This window comes from Vibrio bivalvicida (assembly GCF_001399455.2).
GTDB lineage: Bacteria > Pseudomonadota > Gammaproteobacteria > Enterobacterales > Vibrionaceae > Vibrio > Vibrio bivalvicida.
The window spans coordinates 378880-397483 of record NZ_LLEI02000032.1; the positions used below are offsets into that span (position 1 = coordinate 378880).

Genomic DNA, 18604 nt, shown 5'->3' on the forward strand with positions numbered 1-18604 from the left:
GTCATGATAACTTTACTAGCTGGTGAGGTTCTCGGTGCGTTGGGCAATAATCAGCAGCAAATTCAAGCCTTACGTAAAGGAGAGTTTTTTGCTCAAAACAAAACAATCGCTGTTTTTGAAGAGCAAAGGACGATTCCTTACTATGCAATACGCAACGAAGGCAGTTTCGATGCCCTATTCGACCCTGTTCCGCACTTGACTGGATTAATCGACTCCGTTTTTGAGCAGTGTTCTATCGATGTTGAGCAGCGTGCTCGATGTGGGTTATTTGTTGGTTGCGCTTCGAATGATCTTTCCCTCTCTGCCCCTCTTGGTGAAAGTATTAAGCAGCGACAGACCCTATTAATAGAAAACCAAAGGGTAGGAAATGGCCGATACGCTGCACGCTTAAGCCACCACTTTGGTCTAAGTGATTTTAGCCTCACTTACAATACCGCCTGCACTTCGAGTTCAAACGCTCTTTTAGATGCCGCGACCATGCTTGAGAGCCAAGTGGTCGATTATGCGCTCGTGGTCGGGATTGAAACGTTTGCCGAGCACTCGATTGAAGGTTTTGTCTCTATGCAGCTTTTGGCACCTGAGAGTAGCAAACCATTTGATGCCAACCGAAATGGCCTATTACTAGGTGAATCTCTGAGTGTGGTATTAATGAGCCGAAGTGATGTAAAATCCTCCCCTTGGCATTTTCTTGGGGGAGATAGCCGCTGTGAAACTCATAGCGTCACAGGTGTTAACCCTGATGGTTCTGGTATTGCTAAGGTAATCAGTCAGGCGCTCGATAATGCCAAGGTGACTTGCCAACATATTTCCGCTATTAAAGCGCACGGTACAGCAAGTTATCTCAGTGATTTAGCTGAAATTAATGGCATGAAATCAATCTTTGAAACACCGCCTCCATTTTTCTCTCTCAAACCTTACATCGGCCATACGCTAGGTAGCTGCGGAACAAGCGAATTAGTGTTAATGATGAATGCAATAGACCATGGTTTTATTCCACCAACACCCAACTTTTCAACGCTTGACCCTGAAATGATTTGGGCGCCGACTCAAGTGCCTGTTCCTTGTGAACATGGCACCTTTTTAGTAAATTGTTTTGGCTTTGGCGGCAACAATAACGCCTTTGTGATCGAAAAGAAGGCGCTATAATGTATATCCATCAAGTCTCGTCATTTTATGTTCACCGAGATCCGGCGGTTGATATTAAGCAGACGTGTAAAAAAGTCGCAGCAAACTATATCCGACGAACTGATCGCTTCATTCAACTGGGTATTCTTGGGGTATCCGGTATAACAGAATTACCTAGCAATACGGCTCTGTATCTTGTCTCCGGTCAGGGCGATCTGTCTGTATTTAATCGCTCTTGTCAACAGCGATATATTGATAAAACCCCTCCGAAACCGGTCGACTTTATTAACTCATTGAGCAATACAGCAGGCTTTTACATCAGCAAATTCCTTGGTCTCGATAGCACAAACTTAAATTTGTCACATCACGGCTTTGTGGTCGAAAACGCACTGCGCCTATCTGATGCGAAATTAAGCCTAGGTAGAGAAACGCAGATCCTGCTGGGGGGGATCGATGAGCAACCTTGCGAAACGACGTCACCACATGACTACTTAGGTTTGGATAAACAGGTGATGATAGGAGAAGGTTCAAACTGGCTGTTGCTTAGCAACAATAAAGACAACGCCTTAGCACAAGTGGTACATGTTTCCGAGATGATGGAGCTTGAGGGCTTAACACAATACTTAGATGCCATAGTTGAGCCTTGCTATGTTGCGCTGAGTGAGCGAGTCGATGACGCATTACGAACGCTCGTTAAGGACAGTGAATGGCTTAATTTGTTCGAGGTCACCTGTGACTTCTATGAAACAAATTCACTTTATGCCATCAATCAATTTATTGACTCAAGCCTAGGAAAGTTGCAACTGATCAACTGCCTTGATGGAAAGTACCGTGTTACGGTGATCAAAACTCAATAATGCTTGACCAGCACTGTAATCAAAAGTGCTCTCTCGCATGGTCACTTACAGCTCGATTTAGTCATACAAGCACCTCGACTAATAAGAAATAGCCCGAACATTGTTCGGGCTTTTCTATTCACTGAGAATGACTTACCCAGTATAACGCCCTAGCCAGACGTGTTTTTATTATTCCGTAGCAATATGGGCAAATTTCGTCCACATGTAAAATAGTCACTAGTTACTGACTCCATCAGCATCTATCAGCATTGTTCAACTTTTATTCAGCATAGAGTTTCGATAAACACTCTCATATTCTATTCATGTTTGGAAAATATAGTAACCAAACCCACTGAAGACTGGGTTAATTATCAATCAAACAAACCTATCGCTCCACCTAATGATATTTCAGTTAACAATAAGTTCAATTATAATCATCCCTGATATTAATAAAAAAAATAAAAAGATATCAAAACAGAACAAATAGTCTTTTAAAACAAAAACATAAGCTTAATTAAATAAAAATTTTAGTTTAACTAAATACGGGGATACGTGGATGAGTTTTATTAAATTCACCGTCAAAAACACCAAGACAATATGCAACAAGGTATGTGTTTCACTTTTATTATTGCTTGCTTTTTGTGCACACGCTGACAGTGACAAATATAAAATTGGGATTGTTGTCGGTCATACTTCGAAGAACAGCTCAAAGTCAAATACAGAGAAAATGTGTATTTTGAAAAGCACCACAGATACTTTGGGTAATAAAGCCAAAGATATAGACATTATATTTGTCGAAAACAACCGCTCTGCTAGCGGTAGTGCGCAAGCCGCAATGAAACTGATTGAACGAGATGTAGATATCGCGGTGCTCCCACTGATATCTAAAGAAGCAGAAGCCGCTGCGAGTTTCCTCACTCAAGCCGAAATACCTTTTATTACTTCAGCAACAGCAATGGATGTCATTCAGGATACTCAGTTTGGCTTATCTATAATGCCTTCGAATCTCTACCAAGCGCAGCTCCTTGCTGAATACTATTTAGAGCAAACCGATACCAAAACCTTGCATATTGTGATGTCTCAATCAAGTCAATACTCAGTCGAAGTGGCAAGTGAATTCCTCCGTTTAGTCTTGGCAAAACGTCCGGACATCGACACAATAACTCATCAGTTTACCTTTGACTCTCAAAAAGAAATTGCCCAACAGATCAACACTGGTGACACTATCTTCGCCCCTCTGTTTAACCCTTACATCGCCTCCTTCTATCATGAACTGGCAACGACTAATATCAAAAATATAACCATGTTAGGTCCTGACTCAATTGGTGGAAGGCAGGAGTTCTACGACATCATCGAAGAAGTCTCTCCAAATATTACCTTGAGGTTCTTAAAAAATTGGGATGGAAAAGTAAAAGGCCCAAACAAGGAGTTATTTAAATCATATGCAAGTGCTTACTGTCCTTTCGAATATACCTCTTTCCTGAGCGCTTACTCTTTTGACCTAATTCAACTCATTGAAAGCGAGATAACAGAATTATCATCCCTTAAACACAAAATAGACGCTCTCAACGCGTTAAAAAGCTCAAACTACAAAACGGCTATGGATGGTCAATACATTGATATAAACAACACAGGTCATAATAAAAAGCCGATGTACCTATATGAAGTGACAGCGCGCGGTAATCAAAAAGTAGCGACTCTGTACTTCAGTGAGACCTCAAATGATGAATAGGCGCTTCGCTACATCACACATTCTTTTGCTCGTTGGAATATTGTTATTTTGCAGCCAAGCTCTATTTGCGGCTAGTTACTTCTACATAGTAAAAAAACAAGCACCTAACCATATGCTTGCTAGCGCACTGGTAGTGGCGTGGACCAAAACAGACTCGTTCCTTGATGATGTATACACCTTTAATATACATGGCATTAGATCTAGTCTTAAAAATTTCTTGGCTGCTTATGAACAATCAAACACCAACGCTAACATGTGTATACAGGTCACGGTTAGTAGCTTTTCAGCAGATGACCGCGACGTATCAGAACACTGTACAAAAGGAGCTTCGATCCCAAAATTAACCGCAAATGCTGCCAATGTAACTCTACACACCGGCTCGATACCTATTACCATCGCAAGTAAACAGCTCGCCGTTGTTAGCTACTACTTAGCTCGGGGTCAACGCTCGTTATTAGGTGAAATAACCAACTTTGTTTTGGGGTTAATGGTTTTGGCTGAAATACTATTGCTTTGCGCATTCAGTGTTGCCATTAAGTCACTGCTAACAAGTAAAAATAGTGTCGAGCACCAACAACCGATAGAAAAATTAGATGCCTCACTCGAGCAACAAAGCCTGAACAACATACATAAAATCATTAACGGCAATAAACGCGCTTTCGCAGTCAACGAAGACGTTACCCTAGTTACCTACAAGCACCCTTACTCTGAAATCATTTATAAGTCGGGTCTATCAACTAAAATAAAATGCTCTCTAACCGACCTAGAGCAGTCATTCCCTATTCCTTTCGTTCGTCTCAATCGTTCTACGCTAGTACACAAATCGTTGTTCGACAGCAGTGAAAACGTCGATATTAAAGCAAGTAAAGACCACCATATTGTGACGATTTGGATAAAAGGGAAAGAATACGAGCTTAAAGTGAGTAATCACTATCAAGATAACTTAATGCATTTAATTTCCAGAGGAATCTAAACTTGAAGACGACCTTAATCACCTGTGCCACAAGTGGGATGGGCAGCGCTATCGCTCAGTCAATTACTGGTAAGCTTATTGTTACCGGAAGAAATAGCGAGAAGTTGAGCAAGCTATGCTCAACGACTCAAATACCTTGTCAATCTGTACGCTTGGACTTCAGCTGTGACGATAGTATCGAGCAAGCAGCTGCAGAGATATCCGCATTTGATAAGCTAGACCAAATTGTTTTTATTATCCCAAGGATTCCACCTTCGCAAGAACTGTTTCCAGATAGTGATGCGTGGCAAGCCCTCTACCAAGATTTCTTTATCCGTCCATTAAGCTTAATGAAATACTTGGTAGAAAATCAGCGACTCAATCAGCGTGCTAAAATCGTGCTAGTTTCAGGCTTAAGCAGCAAAAATGCGCTTTCTCATTACAGTACCAACAATTGCCTTCGCTCTGCCTGGTTGGGGCAAGCCAAAACCATGGCTCTCGTTTTAGGTGCGCAAGGTATCTCAGTCAACACTCTCTCGCTCGGAGGCGTGATGACTGAAAGCTATACCAATAAAATGCACGCTAAAGCCGAACTCAACGGTGTGAGCTTTGAACAGCAAATGGCTGAAGAAACAAGCAATATCCCACTAAAAAAATACGCATCCGTTCAAGATGTTGTTGATGCCGTCAATGGATTACTTGGTCCATTAAGCAATCATATGACAGGTCAAAACATTTTGTTAGATGGTGGCTTTTTTAAAGGATATTAAAGGCGACTATCCCTAAGCTGTCATAATACCGAAACGCTGTGCTGCTAGTTTCGCAGGCATTTTTCAAATCTAAAAAGAGTGTGAACATGTCCAAACCTTTGTACGTCTTCGATCTAGACGAGACCTTAATCAATGCCGATTGTGCAATGATTTGGAATGAGTTTATGGTTGACAAGGGTATCGCGACTGAGTCGAACTTCATCGAAGAAGATCTACGTTTGATGAGTTTGTATGCCGAAGGTAAGTTAGATATGGAAGACTACTTAACCTTCTCTATGACACCGTTAACTGACATGCCTGTTGAACAGGTTAATCTGTTGGTAGAAGAATGTGTAAAAACTCGTATTCTAGATAAACAGTTTCCTCAGTCTAAAACCTTAATCGAGCAACTATCTCGTGATGGTATTGATATGCTGATTATCTCTGCCAGTGTGACTTTCTTAGTTGAAGCGGTGGGGCGTCACTTAGGCATTCACACCGCACTTGGTATCGATCTCGTTTCAGAGGCCGATCATTACACCGCCAAGATACAAGGTGTACCAAGTTATCGTGAAGGCAAAGTCACTCGCTTAAGGCAGTGGTTAAAAGAACGTTCAGAGTCGTATTCTGAACTGCATTTTTTCACTGACTCAATCAATGACTTACCACTGTGCCAATACGCTGATTACGCGTATTTGGTCAATCCATGCCCTCGTTTAAAAGCACACGCGAACCAGTCGAACTGGACCATACTTAATTGGGGTTAACGCCAAGGTTTTGCTTGAACACATCACAATGGAATAACCCAAATCCAAAGAGCAACCTAGTGTTGCTCTTTTCTCTCTCCTACCCCAAACATTCACTAGGCAAAATCTAAATGCCAGTTTTCCTTTACTAAGTCGTATTTATTCAACTTTTTTAGCACAATCTCGTATAATTTTTATTCAACAATATAAAACCTTATCTTTCCTTGGTTGTTATTGAACAAGCAAAGCAGGATAATGTCGGGATCGGAATTTCTAAATTATATAACTATGACCGAATATCTTTTGTTGTTGGTCGGCACTGTGCTGGTCAATAACTTTGTACTGGTGAAGTTTCTGGGCTTATGTCCATTTATGGGTGTGTCTAAAAAACTAGAAACCGCTATCGGGATGGGGTTAGCGACAACGTTCGTTTTGACCTTAGCCTCCGTGTGCGCGTATCTCGTAGAGAACTACATTTTAGATCCGCTCAACCTGCAATATTTGCGCACCATGAGTTTTATTCTGGTGATCGCGGTGGTGGTTCAATTTACAGAGATGGTAGTACATAAAACTAGCCCGACTCTGTATCGCCTATTGGGTATTTTCCTTCCCCTGATCACCACTAACTGTGCGGTTCTGGGTGTAGCGCTACTTAACATTAACGAAAACCATAACTTTATCGAATCGATCATCTATGGTTTCGGTGCGGCTGTTGGCTTTTCATTGGTACTAGTGTTGTTTGCCTCTATGCGCGAACGCCTTGCCGCTGCTGACGTCCCTATGCCATTCAAAGGCGCATCAATTGCGATGATTACCGCTGGATTAATGTCTCTAGCATTCATGGGCTTTACTGGTTTGGTGAAACTGTAATGAGCTCAATACTAATCGCAATAATCGCCATCGCGGTTCTCGCCGCTATTTTCGGTGCGATCCTTGGTTTCGCTTCAATTCGCTTTAAAGTTGAAGCGGATCCTATTGTTGATCAAATAGACAGTATTCTCCCACAAACCCAATGTGGTCAGTGTGGTTACCCCGGATGCAGACCATACGCTGAGGCTATCGCTAATGGTGATGAAATCAACAAATGTCCTCCGGGTGGTCAGGCAACAATAGAAAAGCTTGCGGACCTAATGGGGGTTGAAGCAACCGACTCGGCACACGATCTTGAAAACGCAGTCAAAACCGTCGCCTTTATCCATGAAGATATGTGTATTGGCTGTACCAAGTGTATTCAAGCCTGTCCGGTAGACGCCATTGTTGGTGGAACAAAAGCACTTCATACCGTGATTAAGGACGAATGTACTGGGTGTGATTTATGTGTTGCTCCTTGTCCTACCGACTGTATTGAAATGATTCCTGTAGAAACCACTACAGCGAGCTGGAAGTGGCAGATGAACGCCATTCCTGTAGTTGATATTACCGATTCTGCCGTCAAGCAGAACAGCGGGAGTTAAGGGCTGGTATGCTGTCATTAATCGAACAAATCAAAACTGGCGCCTTGTGGAGTTTCCCGGGGGGCGTCCACCCTGCTGAAAATAAGTCTCAGTCGGTAAGTCATGCACTTTCGCGTGCGGCCATTCCCGCAGAAATTGTCCTACCAGTTAAACAGCACATAGGTAAACCTGGCACTATTACGGTTGAAGTTGGCGAGCAAGTACTTAAAGGTCAGTCGCTGACTAAATACGACACCAGCTTTATGCTTCCTGTACACGCGCCAACATCGGGTACTGTGGTTGCAATTGAACCAAGAACCACTGCACACCCTTCAGGTTTGAGTGAAACCTGTATTGTTATTAAGCCCGACATGGCCGATAGCTGGATCGAACGCGAAGACTGGTCTAATTATGCTCAACGCACGCCTGACGAACTGATTGAAAAAATTCGCCAGGCTGGTGTATCCGGTATGGGCGGCGCAGGTTTCCCAACAGCGAAGAAAATTCAATCCGGTTTGGCAAGAACAGAGATTCTGATCATCAACGCTGCAGAATGTGAACCCTACATCACTGCCGACGATATGTTGATGCGTGAACATGCCCAAGAGATCATCCAAGGGATTGAGATCGTTGAGCATATCCTTAAGCCGAAACTGACGGTTATTGGCATTGAAGATAACAAACCTGAAGCGGTCAAAGCACTACAACAAGCCGCAGAGCACAAAGACATTGTCATCCGTGTTGTCCCGACTAAGTACCCTTCTGGTGGTGAAAAGCAGCTGATCAAAATCCTGACCAACAAAGAAGTTCCGAATGGCTGTATTCCTGCAGATATCGGGATATTAGTGCAAAACGTTGGCTCACTGCATGCGATCAAACGAGCGGTTTGCGATGGCGAACCACTGGTAGAACGTATCGTAACTTTAACTGGTGATACTTTTAAACAGCCAAGAAACGTTTGGGCGCTACTTGGCACGCCAGTGCAGGCTCTGTTGGATGAGTTTAGTTACAAAGCAGATAAGAAATTACCGCGCCTAATAATGGGTGGTCCTATGATGGGCTTTACCCTGCCTCATGCGCAGGTGCCAATCACCAAAACGTCTAACTGTATCTTGGCTCCGACTCGCAAAGAAATTTCACCGAATCAATACGAAATGGCGTGTATCCGCTGTGGTCAGTGTGCCGAAGCCTGCCCTGCCTCTCTTCTCCCTCAGCAACTCGTTTGGCATGCCAAAGCAGAAGAGCTTGATAAATGTGAAGAGTTGAACATTCAAGATTGTATTGAGTGTGGTGCTTGTGCATTCGTTTGTCCAAGTGAAATCCCACTGGTTCAATACTACCGCCAAGCGAAAGCTGAGATCCGTACTCGCAAAGAAGAAGCGGAAGCGGCAGAGCGCGCGAAGATTCGTTTTGAAGAGAAAAAAGCACGTCTAGAACGAGATAAAGCCGCTCGTGAAAATCGCTTCAAGAAAGCCGCAGATGATCGCCGAAAAGAGATGAAATCTTCTGGTGGCGATGATGCCATTGCAGCCGCCATTGCGCGAGTTAAAGCACAAAAATCACAGCCTGTGACTGAAGAAAAAACAGTTAAACCTGCCGTTGCTGCCGCGATTGCAAAAGCAAAAGCTAAACAAGCAGAAGCGATGCAAAGCGGCCAAGCTGAACCTGATAACAGTGAAATGACCAAGCTGCGTGAAGAGCGTAAACGTCAGGCAAGAGAGCGGAAAGCAGAGAAAACCCAGCAATCTGAACACACGTCAAAAGACGACAAAAAAGATGCGGTTGCAGCTGCGATAGCGCGAGCTAAAGCGAAAAAAGCTGAGCAAGCAAGCTCTGACGGAACTCAAACACCCGCTACAGATAAAAAAGCCGCGGTCGCTGCAGCAATAGCCCGAGCTAAAGCGAAGAAAGCGCAAACAGAAGAAACTGATCAAGCGCCACCAGCAGAAGATAAGAAAGCTGCTGTTGCTGCCGCTATTGCACGAGCAAAAGCACGTAAAGCCGAGCAGCAAGCTCAAGCTGAGCCTGTTGAACAAGCGCCTGCGCCAGAGGCAACTGACGAAGATCCGAAGAAAGCTGCCGTTGCCGCTGCTATCGCACGAGCAAAAGCACGTAAAGCTGAGCAGCAAACTCAATCTGAACCTGTTGAACAAGCAGGTGCTGCAGAAGCAACTGACGAAGATCCGAAAAAAGCTGCCGTTGCTGCCGCTATTGCACGGGCTAAAGCGCGCAAAGCCGAGCAGCAAGCTCAATTTGAGCCTGTTGAGCAAGCGCCTGCTGCAGAAGCAACTGACGAAGATCCTAAGAAAGCCGCAGTAGCTGACGCTATCGCACGAGCCAAAGCGCGTAAAGCCAAGCAGCAAACTCAATCTGAGCCTGTTGAACAAGCGCCTGCATCAGAAGCAACTGACGAAGATCCGAAAAAAGCTGCCGTTGCCGCCGCTATCGCACGAGCAAAAGCGCGTAAAGCCGAACAGCAAGCTCAATCTGAGCCTGTTGAACAAGAGCCTGATGCAGAAACAGCTGACGAAGATCCTAAGAAAGCCGCAGTTGCTGCCGCTATTGCACGGGCTAAAGCGCGCAAAGCTGAAAAAGAACAACAAAAACAATTTGAGGAGAAAGAGTAGTGGCCTTCTTTATTGCCAGCTCACCCCATGCGCATAGTCGCAAAAGCACTCCTGATCTAATGAAATGGGTAGCGCTTTGCGCCTTGCCAGGATTGGCAGCACAAACCTATTTCTTTGGCTGGGGCACAATAATCCAGCTTATTCTTGCGATTGTGATCGGTCTAGGTTTAGAAGCCTTGGTCATGCTGGCCAGAAAACGTCACCCGATGTCAGCGCTACGCGATAACAGCGCCTTAGTCACAGCTTGGCTGCTCGCGATTGCGATTCCACCTCTGTCGCCTTGGTGGATCATTACCATCGGGCTTATTTTCGCTATTGTGATTGCGAAGCATCTCTATGGTGGTATTGGTCAAAACCTATTTAACCCAGCGATGGTCGCTTATGTGGTACTACTGATCTCTTTCCCAGTACAGATGACGAGTTGGATCTCTCCCAATGAACTGCAAGCGACGGCGATTTCCAGTGGTGATGCTTTTTCGCTGATCTTTACCGGATTTAACCTAGAGGGGCTCTCTCTTCAACAAATCCGTACCGGTATTGATGGCGTTACCATGGCTACACCTCTAGATGCCTTTAAGACCGCGTTGACGACGGGCAACACGGCCAGTGAAGCCTTAACCCAACCACAATTTGGTAGCTTGGCGGGTATCGGCTGGGAATGGGTTAACCTTGCTTACCTTGTTGGTGGTCTAATTTTGATCAAGGTACGAGTGATCAATTGGCATATTCCAGTGAGCTTTTTGCTAAGCCTGACGCTGATCAGCAGCCTATTCATGATTTTGACTCCGGGAACGACGGCGTCACCGCTTATTCATCTTCTTTCTGGTGCAACCATGCTTGGTGCCTTCTTTATTGCCACTGATCCAGTCTCGGCTTCTACGACAGTAAAAGGTCGATTGGTGTTCGGTGCATTTATCGGGGCGATGGTGTTTATCATCCGCAGTTGGGGCGGCTTCCCTGATGGCGTGGCCTTTGCGGTATTACTTGGTAATATGTGTGTACCTCTCATTGATTACTACACCAAACCAAGAACGTACGGTCACTAAGGTTTCATCATGTTAAATGCGATTAGAAAAAATGGTGTGATTCTAGCGGTTTTTGCCTGTGCTTCGACCGGTGTTGTAGCACTGACCAACTATTTAACCCAAGATCAGATTCAACTGCAGGAACAAAAGCAACTGCTTTCAGTGCTCAACCAAGTGATTCCTCACAAGATGCACGATAACGATCTTTATCAAGCTTGTACCTTAGTCAGTAACCCAGCGCTTGGCACCGACTCACCGATGCCTGTCTATATGGCAACCATCAATAATGAGCCATCGGCTTTAGCAATCGAAGCCATTGCACCGGACGGCTATAATGGTGCTATCAGAATTATTGTCGGTATCCAACAAGATGGAACAATTACCGGAACGCGGGTCTTAAACCATCAAGAAACTCCGGGGTTAGGTGATAAGATAGATTTACGTATCACCGACTGGATCCTCGGTTTTGCAGGTAAAACTGTCAGCGAAGAGAATCTATCAGATTGGAAAGTGCGTAAAGATGGTGGTCAGTTCGATCAATTCACTGGGGCAACCATTACTCCTCGCGCTGTGGTGAAAGCGGTTAAAAACACCGTTGAGTACGTTAATACCCATCGTGAACAAATATTGGCACAACCACTGAACTGTGGAGGCAACAATGAGTGAGCATAAGACCTTAATTAAGAACGGCATGTGGGACAACAACCCTGCTCTAGTTCAATTACTAGGCTTGTGTCCATTACTTGCTGTTTCATCGACCGTGACCAATGCACTTGGGTTGGGAATTGCTACCCTACTCGTTCTGGTCGGTTCAAACGTCACGGTTTCATTGGTGCGTGACTATGTACCGAAAGAAGTACGTATCCCTGTATTCGTAATGATCATCGCAGCCCTGGTAACTTGCGTTCAATTGTTGATGAATGCCTACGCGTACGGCCTGTACCTTTCTCTGGGTATCTTTATTCCTTTGATCGTAACTAACTGTATCATCATTGGTCGCGCCGAAGCCTTTGCGTCTAAGAACGACCTACTTCCTGCTGCACAAGATGGCTTTTGGATGGGGCTCGGAATGACCAGCGTACTGGTCGTCTTAGGGGCAATGCGTGAAGTTATTGGTAACGGAACGTTATTTGACGGTGCAGACCTGCTACTCGGTGAATGGGCAACCTCATTACGAATCGAGGTGTTTCAGTTCGACAATAGCTTCCTGCTCGCCCTGCTTCCACCAGGTGCTTTCATTGGCGTCGGATTGCTCATTGCCGCGAAAAATGTCATAGATAAACAGTTAGAAGCTCGCCAACCGAAACAACAAAAACAAGCCATTGAGCGAGCTCGGGTGACCAATCAATAACAACAGTTTGAGCGTATCGCATCAAACGGAGCACTGGAAAGCAGCCTCAAATGAACAAAGATAAACGACGATTAATACTGGAGCGACTGAGGGAAAATAACCCTAACCCTCAAACCGAATTAAATTGGAGTACACCTTTTGAATTACTGATTGCAGTACTTCTCTCAGCTCAAGCTACTGACGTAAGCGTGAACAAAGCGACAGACAAACTTTACCCTGTCGCTAACACCCCGCAAGGTCTTTTTGATTTAGGGGTTGATGGCGTCAAAGAGTATATTAAAACTATTGGCCTGTTTAACTCAAAAGCTGAAAACGTCATTAAGACCTGTAAGATCATACTCGAGCAGCACAATGGCGAAGTCCCTGAAAACCGTGAAGCTCTCGAAGCGTTACCCGGCGTTGGACGTAAAACAGCAAACGTAGTGCTAAATACCGCCTTTGGCTGGCCAACTATCGCGGTGGATACTCATATCTATCGCGTATCAAATCGAACTAAGTTTGCAATGGGTAAGAATGTCGACCAAGTAGAAGAAAAACTACTCAAGGTCGTGCCTAAAGAATTTAAGCTAGATGTACACCACTGGCTAATCCTACATGGTCGCTATACTTGTGTCGCACGTAAGCCTCGCTGTGGTAGTTGCATCATTGAAGACCTTTGCGAATACAAAGAAAAAGTTTATCCAGAAAATTAGGAGAGCACGACAATGTCAAATGGACGTATCCTGCACACCATGCTTCGCGTCGGTGATCTAGACAAATCAATTCAATTTTATACTGACGTGATGGGCATGCAGCTTCTACGTACCAACGAAAACAAAGAATATGAATACACTTTGGCTTTTCTGGGATACGGCGACGAATCTCAAGGGGCCGTCATTGAGCTAACGTATAACTGGGGCACAAGTGAATATGACTTAGGCAGCGCATTTGGCCATATCGCGATTGGTGTTGACGATATCTACACCACTTGCGATGCAATTAAAGCAGTTGGTGGCAATGTGACTCGTGAACCGGGGCCGGTAAAAGGCGGCACTACTCATATTGCTTTCGTCAAAGACCCTGATGGCTACATGCTAGAACTCATCCAAAACAAGCAAGCATCAGCAGGCTTAGAAGGTTAATTATTACTTCAGGCGATGTTTTAAATAGGACAGTATCACACTGTCCTATTTTTTTAGCTTTACTTGATAATAATTATCATTTAATCTCAAGCCTATTCGCGGTTAGGAGATTAAAACAATGGGCATCCAAGAGTGGGAGAAACATACCTTACTAGCAGACATGGCAATGAACGATGAAGATCACCTAAGAGGTATCCTTCATTATCAGCAAGCGCTTACGTTAAGTGAACGCATTAGTGAAGCTGAAGAGGTTGGCGTTGAAGACCGCTTAATGATCTCGGTGATTTCATGCCATAACATGGCGATGTTCTGGCGCAACGTCGGTGATGTAAAGTATGAACTTAAATATCTCCAGCTCGCGTCAGAGAAGGTACTGACTCTCGTACCACAATGCCCGAACAATGATTGTGATGCCTTCATCGATTCGATGGGCTGTTGCAAAAAAGCCTTGATTGAGTTTATGAAAAGGCACCCAAATCCCAAGATTGCTCAGTTGGTACAAGATATCGATACCGCCACCAACTGTAACCTTATTGCTAAATTCCGTTTGAACTAGTACCAATCTAGATAAATATGTGATCAGATATTTATTTTGGTTGGTATATGCACGCTAAACGGAACAACAAAAAGGCCAGTCAATCTGGCCTGTTTCTGTTTTAGCTGACTATATTTGCGTTCTTCCCAATGAGATGACCACACGTCGATTTCGGTCTTTACCAATTGGCGAAGCATTATCATCAACTGGTCGTCTTCGGCCATACCCCCGAACTTGAATTCGGTCCTCTGGCAAGCCAAGAGACTTAAAGTACTCTTCTAACACTTCAGCACGGCGCTCTGAAAGGCTTTGACTGACACTCTTACCATCGTCAGCATCGGTATAAGTCGACACCAATACAAGGTCAATATCTTGATTGTGCTTAATGTACTCGGCAATTTGCGCCAATCTTTTCTGTGACTGTTTATTTAACTCCACACTGGTACGGTCATAGTGAAGTATCGTAAAGGCAATGTCTTCGAAGCTGTATGGCAGAAGGTTGGCAATACAATCGCTAAACACATTATAGGACTGTTGGAACAACACCGAAGAGAGCGCCACTTCTACTCGCTGATTTCGACTGCGCCATTCTTGATAACTGAATGTCGGATAACGACCTTTTTCTAACTCGCCCAGTATGTTCCAAGCGGTTTGACCACCAACATAGCCATCAAACTGTTGGAAGAAGCGGATGGTGGTTAGTCTGTCCGCACTATCTCCCGGCCTCCAAGCCGGTGGCATAGAAATCAAGCTTACGTCGCGAGTTTGCCCCATTGGGCGTTTCATCTTGAGCTCAAAATCGAGGTTAATTTTTTTGCTCGCATGCGATGAAAAAACCGCGTCACCATAGTTTGGAATAGGATGAACAAGACGGCATTCAAGTGGTGTGTTGGCAACCATTTGCCACATAGACTGCTGAGGTTTGGCCACATAGTGTTTCTCCAACGCAAATACATTGGGAGTAAACGCTGTTATTGCCATTGCAACACTAGGAGCCAACCACTTCTTCATAGAATACTTCATCTCTTAACTCAACTTGGGCAGCCATATTTTGCCACCCGATTACCTTCACATAGAGCAATGCAATAATCTCGCCAACTGATTTGTATAGGACAAATTACCAATGATTCATTTTCAATCAGCATTAACGGTTTTTCTCGCTTAAAGAATCTGCAATAATGTCTGCCCTGTCACATTATTTTAAGCACACATGACTATTGAAAACGAAGCATTGACGCTAAAAAAACGATTTCGCGGCTACTTTCCAGTTGTTATTGACGTAGAAACCGCTGGGTTCAACGCAAAGACCGATGCGCTACTCGAAATCTGCGCCGTTACCTTAAAGATGGACGAAAACGGCGATCTTGTCCCTGCCTCTACCATTCATTTTCATGTCGAGCCATTTGAAGGCGCTAACCTAGAGAAAGAAGCGCTGGAATTTAACGGCATTCGTGACCCATTCAGCCCATTACGTGGCGCAGTGACAGAATCTGAAGCCCTCAAAGAGATTTATAAGTTGGTACGCAAAGAGCAAAAAGCCGCTGATTGTAGCCGTGCAATCATGGTCGCTCACAATGCAAACTTCGATCACAGCTTCGTGATGGAAGCGAGCGAGCGTAGCAAACTTAAACGCGTCCCTTTCCACCCCTTCGCTACCTTTGACACTGCAACGTTAAGTGGTTTGGCTTATGGCCAAACGGTGCTTGCAAAAGCGTGCAAAACCGCAGGGATGGATTTTGACAATAAAGAAGCCCACTCTGCTCTATACGATACACAAAAAACGGCAGAGCTCTTCTGCGGCATCGTCAATAAATGGAAAGCCCTTGGCGGTTGGCCGTTAATTGATGCTGGCGAAGAAGAAATAAAAGAATAAATGTAAACACAACACACGAGTAAATTATGAACCCTGTTGTCATTTCTGTATGTGTCATGCTTGCCTTAGCACTGATGCGCGTCAATGTCGTCGTAGCACTGACATTTAGCGCTATCGTTGGTGGTTTGGTTTCAGGTATGGAACTTAATGAAGCGGTTGCTGCCTTCGAAAGCGGACTTGGAGGTGGTGCCACTATCGCACTTAGCTACGCTATGCTCGGTACCTTTGCTGTTGCTATCTCGCGCTCTGGTATTACCGACCTTTTAGCAAATAGCGTCATCAAACGTATTAACGGTAAAGAGAACGCGTCAGCCTCGACTGGCCTAAAATACGCGGTACTGATTGCCTTAGTGTTAGTCACTATGTCGTCACAAAACGTTATTCCAGTCCACATCGCCTTTATCCCGATTCTTATTCCACCTCTACTAGGCGTTTTTGCAAAGCTTAACCTCGACCGTCGAATGATCGCTTGTGTACTCACCTTCGGTTTGGTAACGCCTTATATGGTTCTACCTATTGGTTTTGGTGGCATTTTCCTAAACAACATTCTGCTTAAGAACTTACATGAGAACGGTCTAGAAAACGTTGTAGCTAGCCAAGTGCCAGTCGCGATGCTACTTCCAGCAGCCGGGATGATTTTTGGTCTACTTACAGCGATTTTCTTTAGCTATCGCAAGCCTCGTCAGTATCAAGAGACGGAACTGACCCACGTAGAAGAGAACCCTGAGTCGATCAATAAGAAAAACATTCTTGTCGCAGCGGCAGGTATTGTTGCGGCATTAAGTGTGCAGCTTTCTACTGGTTCAATGATCATTGGTGGCCTTGCAGGATTTATGGTGTTTACTTTTGGCGGCGTTATTGCGTGGAAAGAGACGCACGATGTTTTCACCAAAGGCGTACACATGATGGCAATGATTGGCTTTATCATGATTGCAGCAGCGGGTTTTGCGGCGGTAATGAAGCAGACTGGTGGTGTAGAGTCGTTAGTTGAAGCGCTATCAACAAGCATTGGTGACAACAAACCACTAGCCGCACTACTCATGTTGGTAGTCGGTCTACTGGTTACTATGGGGATCGGTTCATCGTTCTCAACTATTCCAATCCTCGCAACCATCTATGTTCCCTTAGCAGCCGCGTTTGGTTTCTCTCCGATGGCCACTATCGCGCTAGTCGGTACAGCTGCAGCTCTGGGTGATGCAGGCTCTCCTGCTTCAGACTCAACGCTGGGTCCGACGTCGGGTCTAAATGCTGACGGTCAACACGAGCATATTTGGGAAACTGTAGTACCCACCTTTATCCACTACAATATTCCATTAATTGTCTTTGGTTGGATTGCCGCTATGGTGCTGTAGTTAACTACTTTGCCACTGACCACCGTGGCGATATAGATATAAAAAAAGCTGACATCATGTCAGCTTTTTTATACTTGCTATCTGCTTGTTACTCGTCTGTCTGTTCAGCAACAGCAGCAATGATTGGCACCATATCTTGCAATAACTCTTCTTCTACTGGTTTGCCCGCGGAATCTGTCACATTTATTGACGTACGGTTACCAAGATCACCCAGAAGGAAAGTGTATGTACCTGATGCTAGCTGGATTGGCTTCACACCTATCTCAGTCCAGAACTCATCATCTGGCGCTGCATATTTTGCTTTAACCGTGCCTTGTGACTGATTACGTTCTTCAATCGTAAAGCCCATTTCTGGCAGCAATGTCGGAATACGTAACCAAAGCACATTGTATGGAGTACGCGCAATAATAACCGGGAATCCGCTGCGGTCAGAGCCCATCGAAATTGGGATCTGCTTAACCAATTCTTGCGCTTTACGCGCCGCTTCTTCACGAAGGTCTTGGTCATAACGAGCCGTGACTAAGTTAGTCATCAAAGCATTATAACGCTCTTTGTTGGTCTCGGTCACAGGTACTTTCCTGCCACCTTCGCGCCAATCGATCAAAGAAATTTTAAACCCGTGGCGACCACCGACAAGAATACGTTCAATCGAGTAACGTGAGCCAATTTCTAGCTCTTCGTCTTGCTCTGTCCATAATACCCAGTCTGTTTCAAGACGAGTGTCAGTCTGCTCAAGAATACCGATTCCGTGCTCTTGAAGCATCTTCAAAGCAGTCTGCCATACTTTATCTAGCTCATCTTCACGTAATAACCACAGTGTCGTTTCACCTTGTTTACGCTCGGCACGTGCGCCAGGAATAAGCTCAAGGATTTGCTGTGGAGAACGGATATCAACATCTTTGCCAACCCCACCAGAAAAATCACCTTGAGGAATATCGTAATTTTTATAAAACTGAGGGTTAGCGCCTTCAGCTAGCGTCCACTCTTTCAAGGGTGGCGTGTTCAAGTATTCGAAGTCATCCTTCGCTTGACGACGCTGCGTGGCACTACCGGAACATGCACTTAAAACAAAAACAGCTAGTGAACTGACGACTAGCTGGTGAGACAATTTCATTGAAACTCCTGATACATACTTGCCGGAGCATTG

At 44.7% G+C, this 18604-nt stretch carries 19 protein-coding genes; 17 read left to right on the forward strand and 2 right to left on the reverse strand.

Annotated features, from left to right (window positions below):
* Positions 1-3: 3 nt before the first annotated feature.
* From APB76_RS12655 to APB76_RS12725, 15 genes are all read left to right on the forward strand, one after another.
* Positions 4-1146 (forward strand): beta-ketoacyl synthase N-terminal-like domain-containing protein, encoded by a 1143-nt coding sequence (locus APB76_RS12655; protein ID WP_054961480.1) that lies wholly within the window; start codon positions 4-6, stop codon positions 1144-1146.
* Positions 1146-1982, forward strand: a complete 837-nt coding sequence (locus APB76_RS12660; RefSeq protein WP_054961479.1) for a hypothetical protein — start codon at positions 1146-1148, stop codon at positions 1980-1982. Before APB76_RS12655 ends, APB76_RS12660 begins: the two co-directional genes overlap by 1 nt.
* 535 nt (positions 1983-2517) lie before the next feature.
* A complete protein-coding gene (locus APB76_RS12665; RefSeq protein WP_054961478.1) occupies positions 2518-3693 on the forward strand; it encodes an ABC transporter substrate-binding protein in 1176 nt (391 codons plus the stop codon).
* 112 nt (positions 3694-3805) lie between these two features.
* Entirely contained in the window at positions 3806-4666 is an 861-nt protein-coding gene (locus tag APB76_RS12670) for a hypothetical protein (protein ID WP_237767904.1), read from the forward strand.
* Between the two features lie 2 nt (positions 4667-4668).
* A complete protein-coding gene (locus APB76_RS12675) occupies positions 4669-5415 on the forward strand; it encodes an SDR family oxidoreductase (RefSeq protein ID WP_054961476.1) in 747 nt (248 codons plus the stop codon).
* 86 nt (positions 5416-5501) lie between these two features.
* The gene (locus APB76_RS12680) at positions 5502-6161 is read left to right on the forward strand and encodes an HAD family hydrolase (RefSeq protein WP_054961475.1); all 660 of its coding nucleotides are present in this window, start codon (positions 5502-5504) and stop codon (positions 6159-6161) included.
* Between the two features lie 267 nt (positions 6162-6428).
* The gene (gene rsxA, locus APB76_RS12685) at positions 6429-7010 is read left to right on the forward strand and encodes an electron transport complex subunit RsxA (protein ID WP_004748403.1); all 582 of its coding nucleotides are present in this window, start codon (positions 6429-6431) and stop codon (positions 7008-7010) included.
* Positions 7010-7594: an electron transport complex subunit RsxB gene (gene rsxB, locus APB76_RS12690; RefSeq protein WP_054961474.1), complete on the forward strand. Its 585-nt coding sequence runs from the start codon at positions 7010-7012 to the stop codon at positions 7592-7594. The genes rsxA and rsxB overlap by 1 nt, the downstream gene beginning before the upstream one ends.
* 8 nt (positions 7595-7602) lie before the next feature.
* Complete coding sequence (rsxC, locus tag APB76_RS12695; protein WP_054961473.1) at positions 7603-10200, forward strand: electron transport complex subunit RsxC; 2598 nt, start codon at positions 7603-7605, stop codon at positions 10198-10200.
* Complete coding sequence (rsxD, locus tag APB76_RS12700; RefSeq protein ID WP_054961472.1) at positions 10200-11246, forward strand: electron transport complex subunit RsxD; 1047 nt, start codon at positions 10200-10202, stop codon at positions 11244-11246. The genes rsxC and rsxD overlap by 1 nt, the downstream gene beginning before the upstream one ends.
* 9 nt (positions 11247-11255) lie before the next feature.
* Positions 11256-11891 carry an electron transport complex subunit RsxG gene (gene rsxG / locus APB76_RS12705; RefSeq protein WP_054961471.1) on the forward strand — a complete coding sequence of 212 codons (636 nt, stop codon included), beginning with the start codon at positions 11256-11258 and terminating at the stop codon, positions 11889-11891.
* Positions 11884-12576 carry an electron transport complex subunit E gene (locus APB76_RS12710; RefSeq protein ID WP_004743382.1) on the forward strand — a complete coding sequence of 231 codons (693 nt, stop codon included), beginning with the start codon at positions 11884-11886 and terminating at the stop codon, positions 12574-12576. The genes rsxG and APB76_RS12710 overlap by 8 nt, the downstream gene beginning before the upstream one ends.
* Positions 12577-12626: 50 nt before the next feature.
* Positions 12627-13268 carry an endonuclease III gene (nth, locus tag APB76_RS12715; protein WP_004743383.1) on the forward strand — a complete coding sequence of 214 codons (642 nt, stop codon included), beginning with the start codon at positions 12627-12629 and terminating at the stop codon, positions 13266-13268.
* Positions 13269-13280: 12 nt separating this feature from the next.
* Positions 13281-13697, forward strand: coding sequence for a lactoylglutathione lyase (gene gloA / locus APB76_RS12720; protein ID WP_054961470.1), 417 nt, complete (start codon positions 13281-13283; stop codon positions 13695-13697).
* A gap of 118 nt (positions 13698-13815) precedes the next feature.
* Positions 13816-14253, forward strand: coding sequence for a DUF2753 domain-containing protein (locus APB76_RS12725; protein ID WP_049843490.1), 438 nt, complete (start codon positions 13816-13818; stop codon positions 14251-14253).
* Positions 14254-14361: 108 nt separating this feature from the next.
* On the opposite strand, the gene motY is transcribed toward APB76_RS12725, so the two are convergent.
* The gene (gene motY / locus APB76_RS12730) at positions 14362-15243 is read right to left on the reverse strand and encodes a flagellar protein MotY (RefSeq protein ID WP_049843489.1); all 882 of its coding nucleotides are present in this window, start codon (positions 15241-15243) and stop codon (positions 14362-14364) included.
* Between the two features lie 199 nt (positions 15244-15442).
* Here motY and rnt point away from each other — a divergent pair, with 199 nt between their 5' ends.
* On the forward strand, positions 15443-16105 hold the full coding sequence (gene rnt / locus APB76_RS12735; RefSeq protein WP_049843488.1) for a ribonuclease T: 663 nt from the start codon (positions 15443-15445) through the stop codon (positions 16103-16105).
* A gap of 26 nt (positions 16106-16131) precedes the next feature.
* Positions 16132-17457 (forward strand): Na+/H+ antiporter family protein, encoded by a 1326-nt coding sequence (locus APB76_RS12740; RefSeq protein WP_049843487.1) that lies wholly within the window; start codon positions 16132-16134, stop codon positions 17455-17457.
* A gap of 88 nt (positions 17458-17545) precedes the next feature.
* Here the strand turns inward: APB76_RS12740 and bamC are convergent, their stop codons facing one another.
* A complete protein-coding gene (gene bamC, locus APB76_RS12745) occupies positions 17546-18571 on the reverse strand; it encodes an outer membrane protein assembly factor BamC (RefSeq protein WP_049843486.1) in 1026 nt (341 codons plus the stop codon).
* Positions 18572-18604 lie beyond the last annotated feature (33 nt).

Excerpts from the sequence above, each read along its gene's own strand:
- APB76_RS12655 (WP_054961480.1), top strand. The coding sequence starts at position 4 with ATGATAACTTTACTAGCTGGTGAGGTTCTCGGTGCGTTGGGCAATAAT.
- APB76_RS12660 (WP_054961479.1), top strand. The coding sequence starts at position 1,146 with ATGTATATCCATCAAGTCTCGTCATTTTATGTTCACCGAGATCCGGCG.
- APB76_RS12665 (WP_054961478.1), top strand. The coding sequence starts at position 2,518 with ATGAGTTTTATTAAATTCACCGTCAAAAACACCAAGACAATATGCAAC.
- APB76_RS12670 (WP_237767904.1), top strand. The coding sequence starts at position 3,806 with ATGCTTGCTAGCGCACTGGTAGTGGCGTGGACCAAAACAGACTCGTTC.
- APB76_RS12680 (WP_054961475.1), top strand. The coding sequence starts at position 5,502 with ATGTCCAAACCTTTGTACGTCTTCGATCTAGACGAGACCTTAATCAAT.
- rsxA (WP_004748403.1), top strand. The coding sequence starts at position 6,429 with ATGACCGAATATCTTTTGTTGTTGGTCGGCACTGTGCTGGTCAATAAC.
- rsxB (WP_054961474.1), top strand. The coding sequence starts at position 7,010 with ATGAGCTCAATACTAATCGCAATAATCGCCATCGCGGTTCTCGCCGCT.
- rsxC (WP_054961473.1), top strand. The coding sequence starts at position 7,603 with ATGCTGTCATTAATCGAACAAATCAAAACTGGCGCCTTGTGGAGTTTC.
- rsxG (WP_054961471.1), top strand. The coding sequence starts at position 11,256 with ATGTTAAATGCGATTAGAAAAAATGGTGTGATTCTAGCGGTTTTTGCC.
- APB76_RS12710 (WP_004743382.1), top strand. The coding sequence starts at position 11,884 with ATGAGTGAGCATAAGACCTTAATTAAGAACGGCATGTGGGACAACAAC.
- nth (WP_004743383.1), top strand. The coding sequence starts at position 12,627 with ATGAACAAAGATAAACGACGATTAATACTGGAGCGACTGAGGGAAAAT.
- gloA (WP_054961470.1), top strand. The coding sequence starts at position 13,281 with ATGTCAAATGGACGTATCCTGCACACCATGCTTCGCGTCGGTGATCTA.
- APB76_RS12725 (WP_049843490.1), top strand. The coding sequence starts at position 13,816 with ATGGGCATCCAAGAGTGGGAGAAACATACCTTACTAGCAGACATGGCA.
- motY (WP_049843489.1), bottom strand. The coding sequence starts at position 15,243 with ATGAAGAAGTGGTTGGCTCCTAGTGTTGCAATGGCAATAACAGCGTTT.
- rnt (WP_049843488.1), top strand. The coding sequence starts at position 15,443 with ATGACTATTGAAAACGAAGCATTGACGCTAAAAAAACGATTTCGCGGC.
- APB76_RS12740 (WP_049843487.1), top strand. The coding sequence starts at position 16,132 with ATGAACCCTGTTGTCATTTCTGTATGTGTCATGCTTGCCTTAGCACTG.
- bamC (WP_049843486.1), bottom strand. The coding sequence starts at position 18,571 with ATGAAATTGTCTCACCAGCTAGTCGTCAGTTCACTAGCTGTTTTTGTT.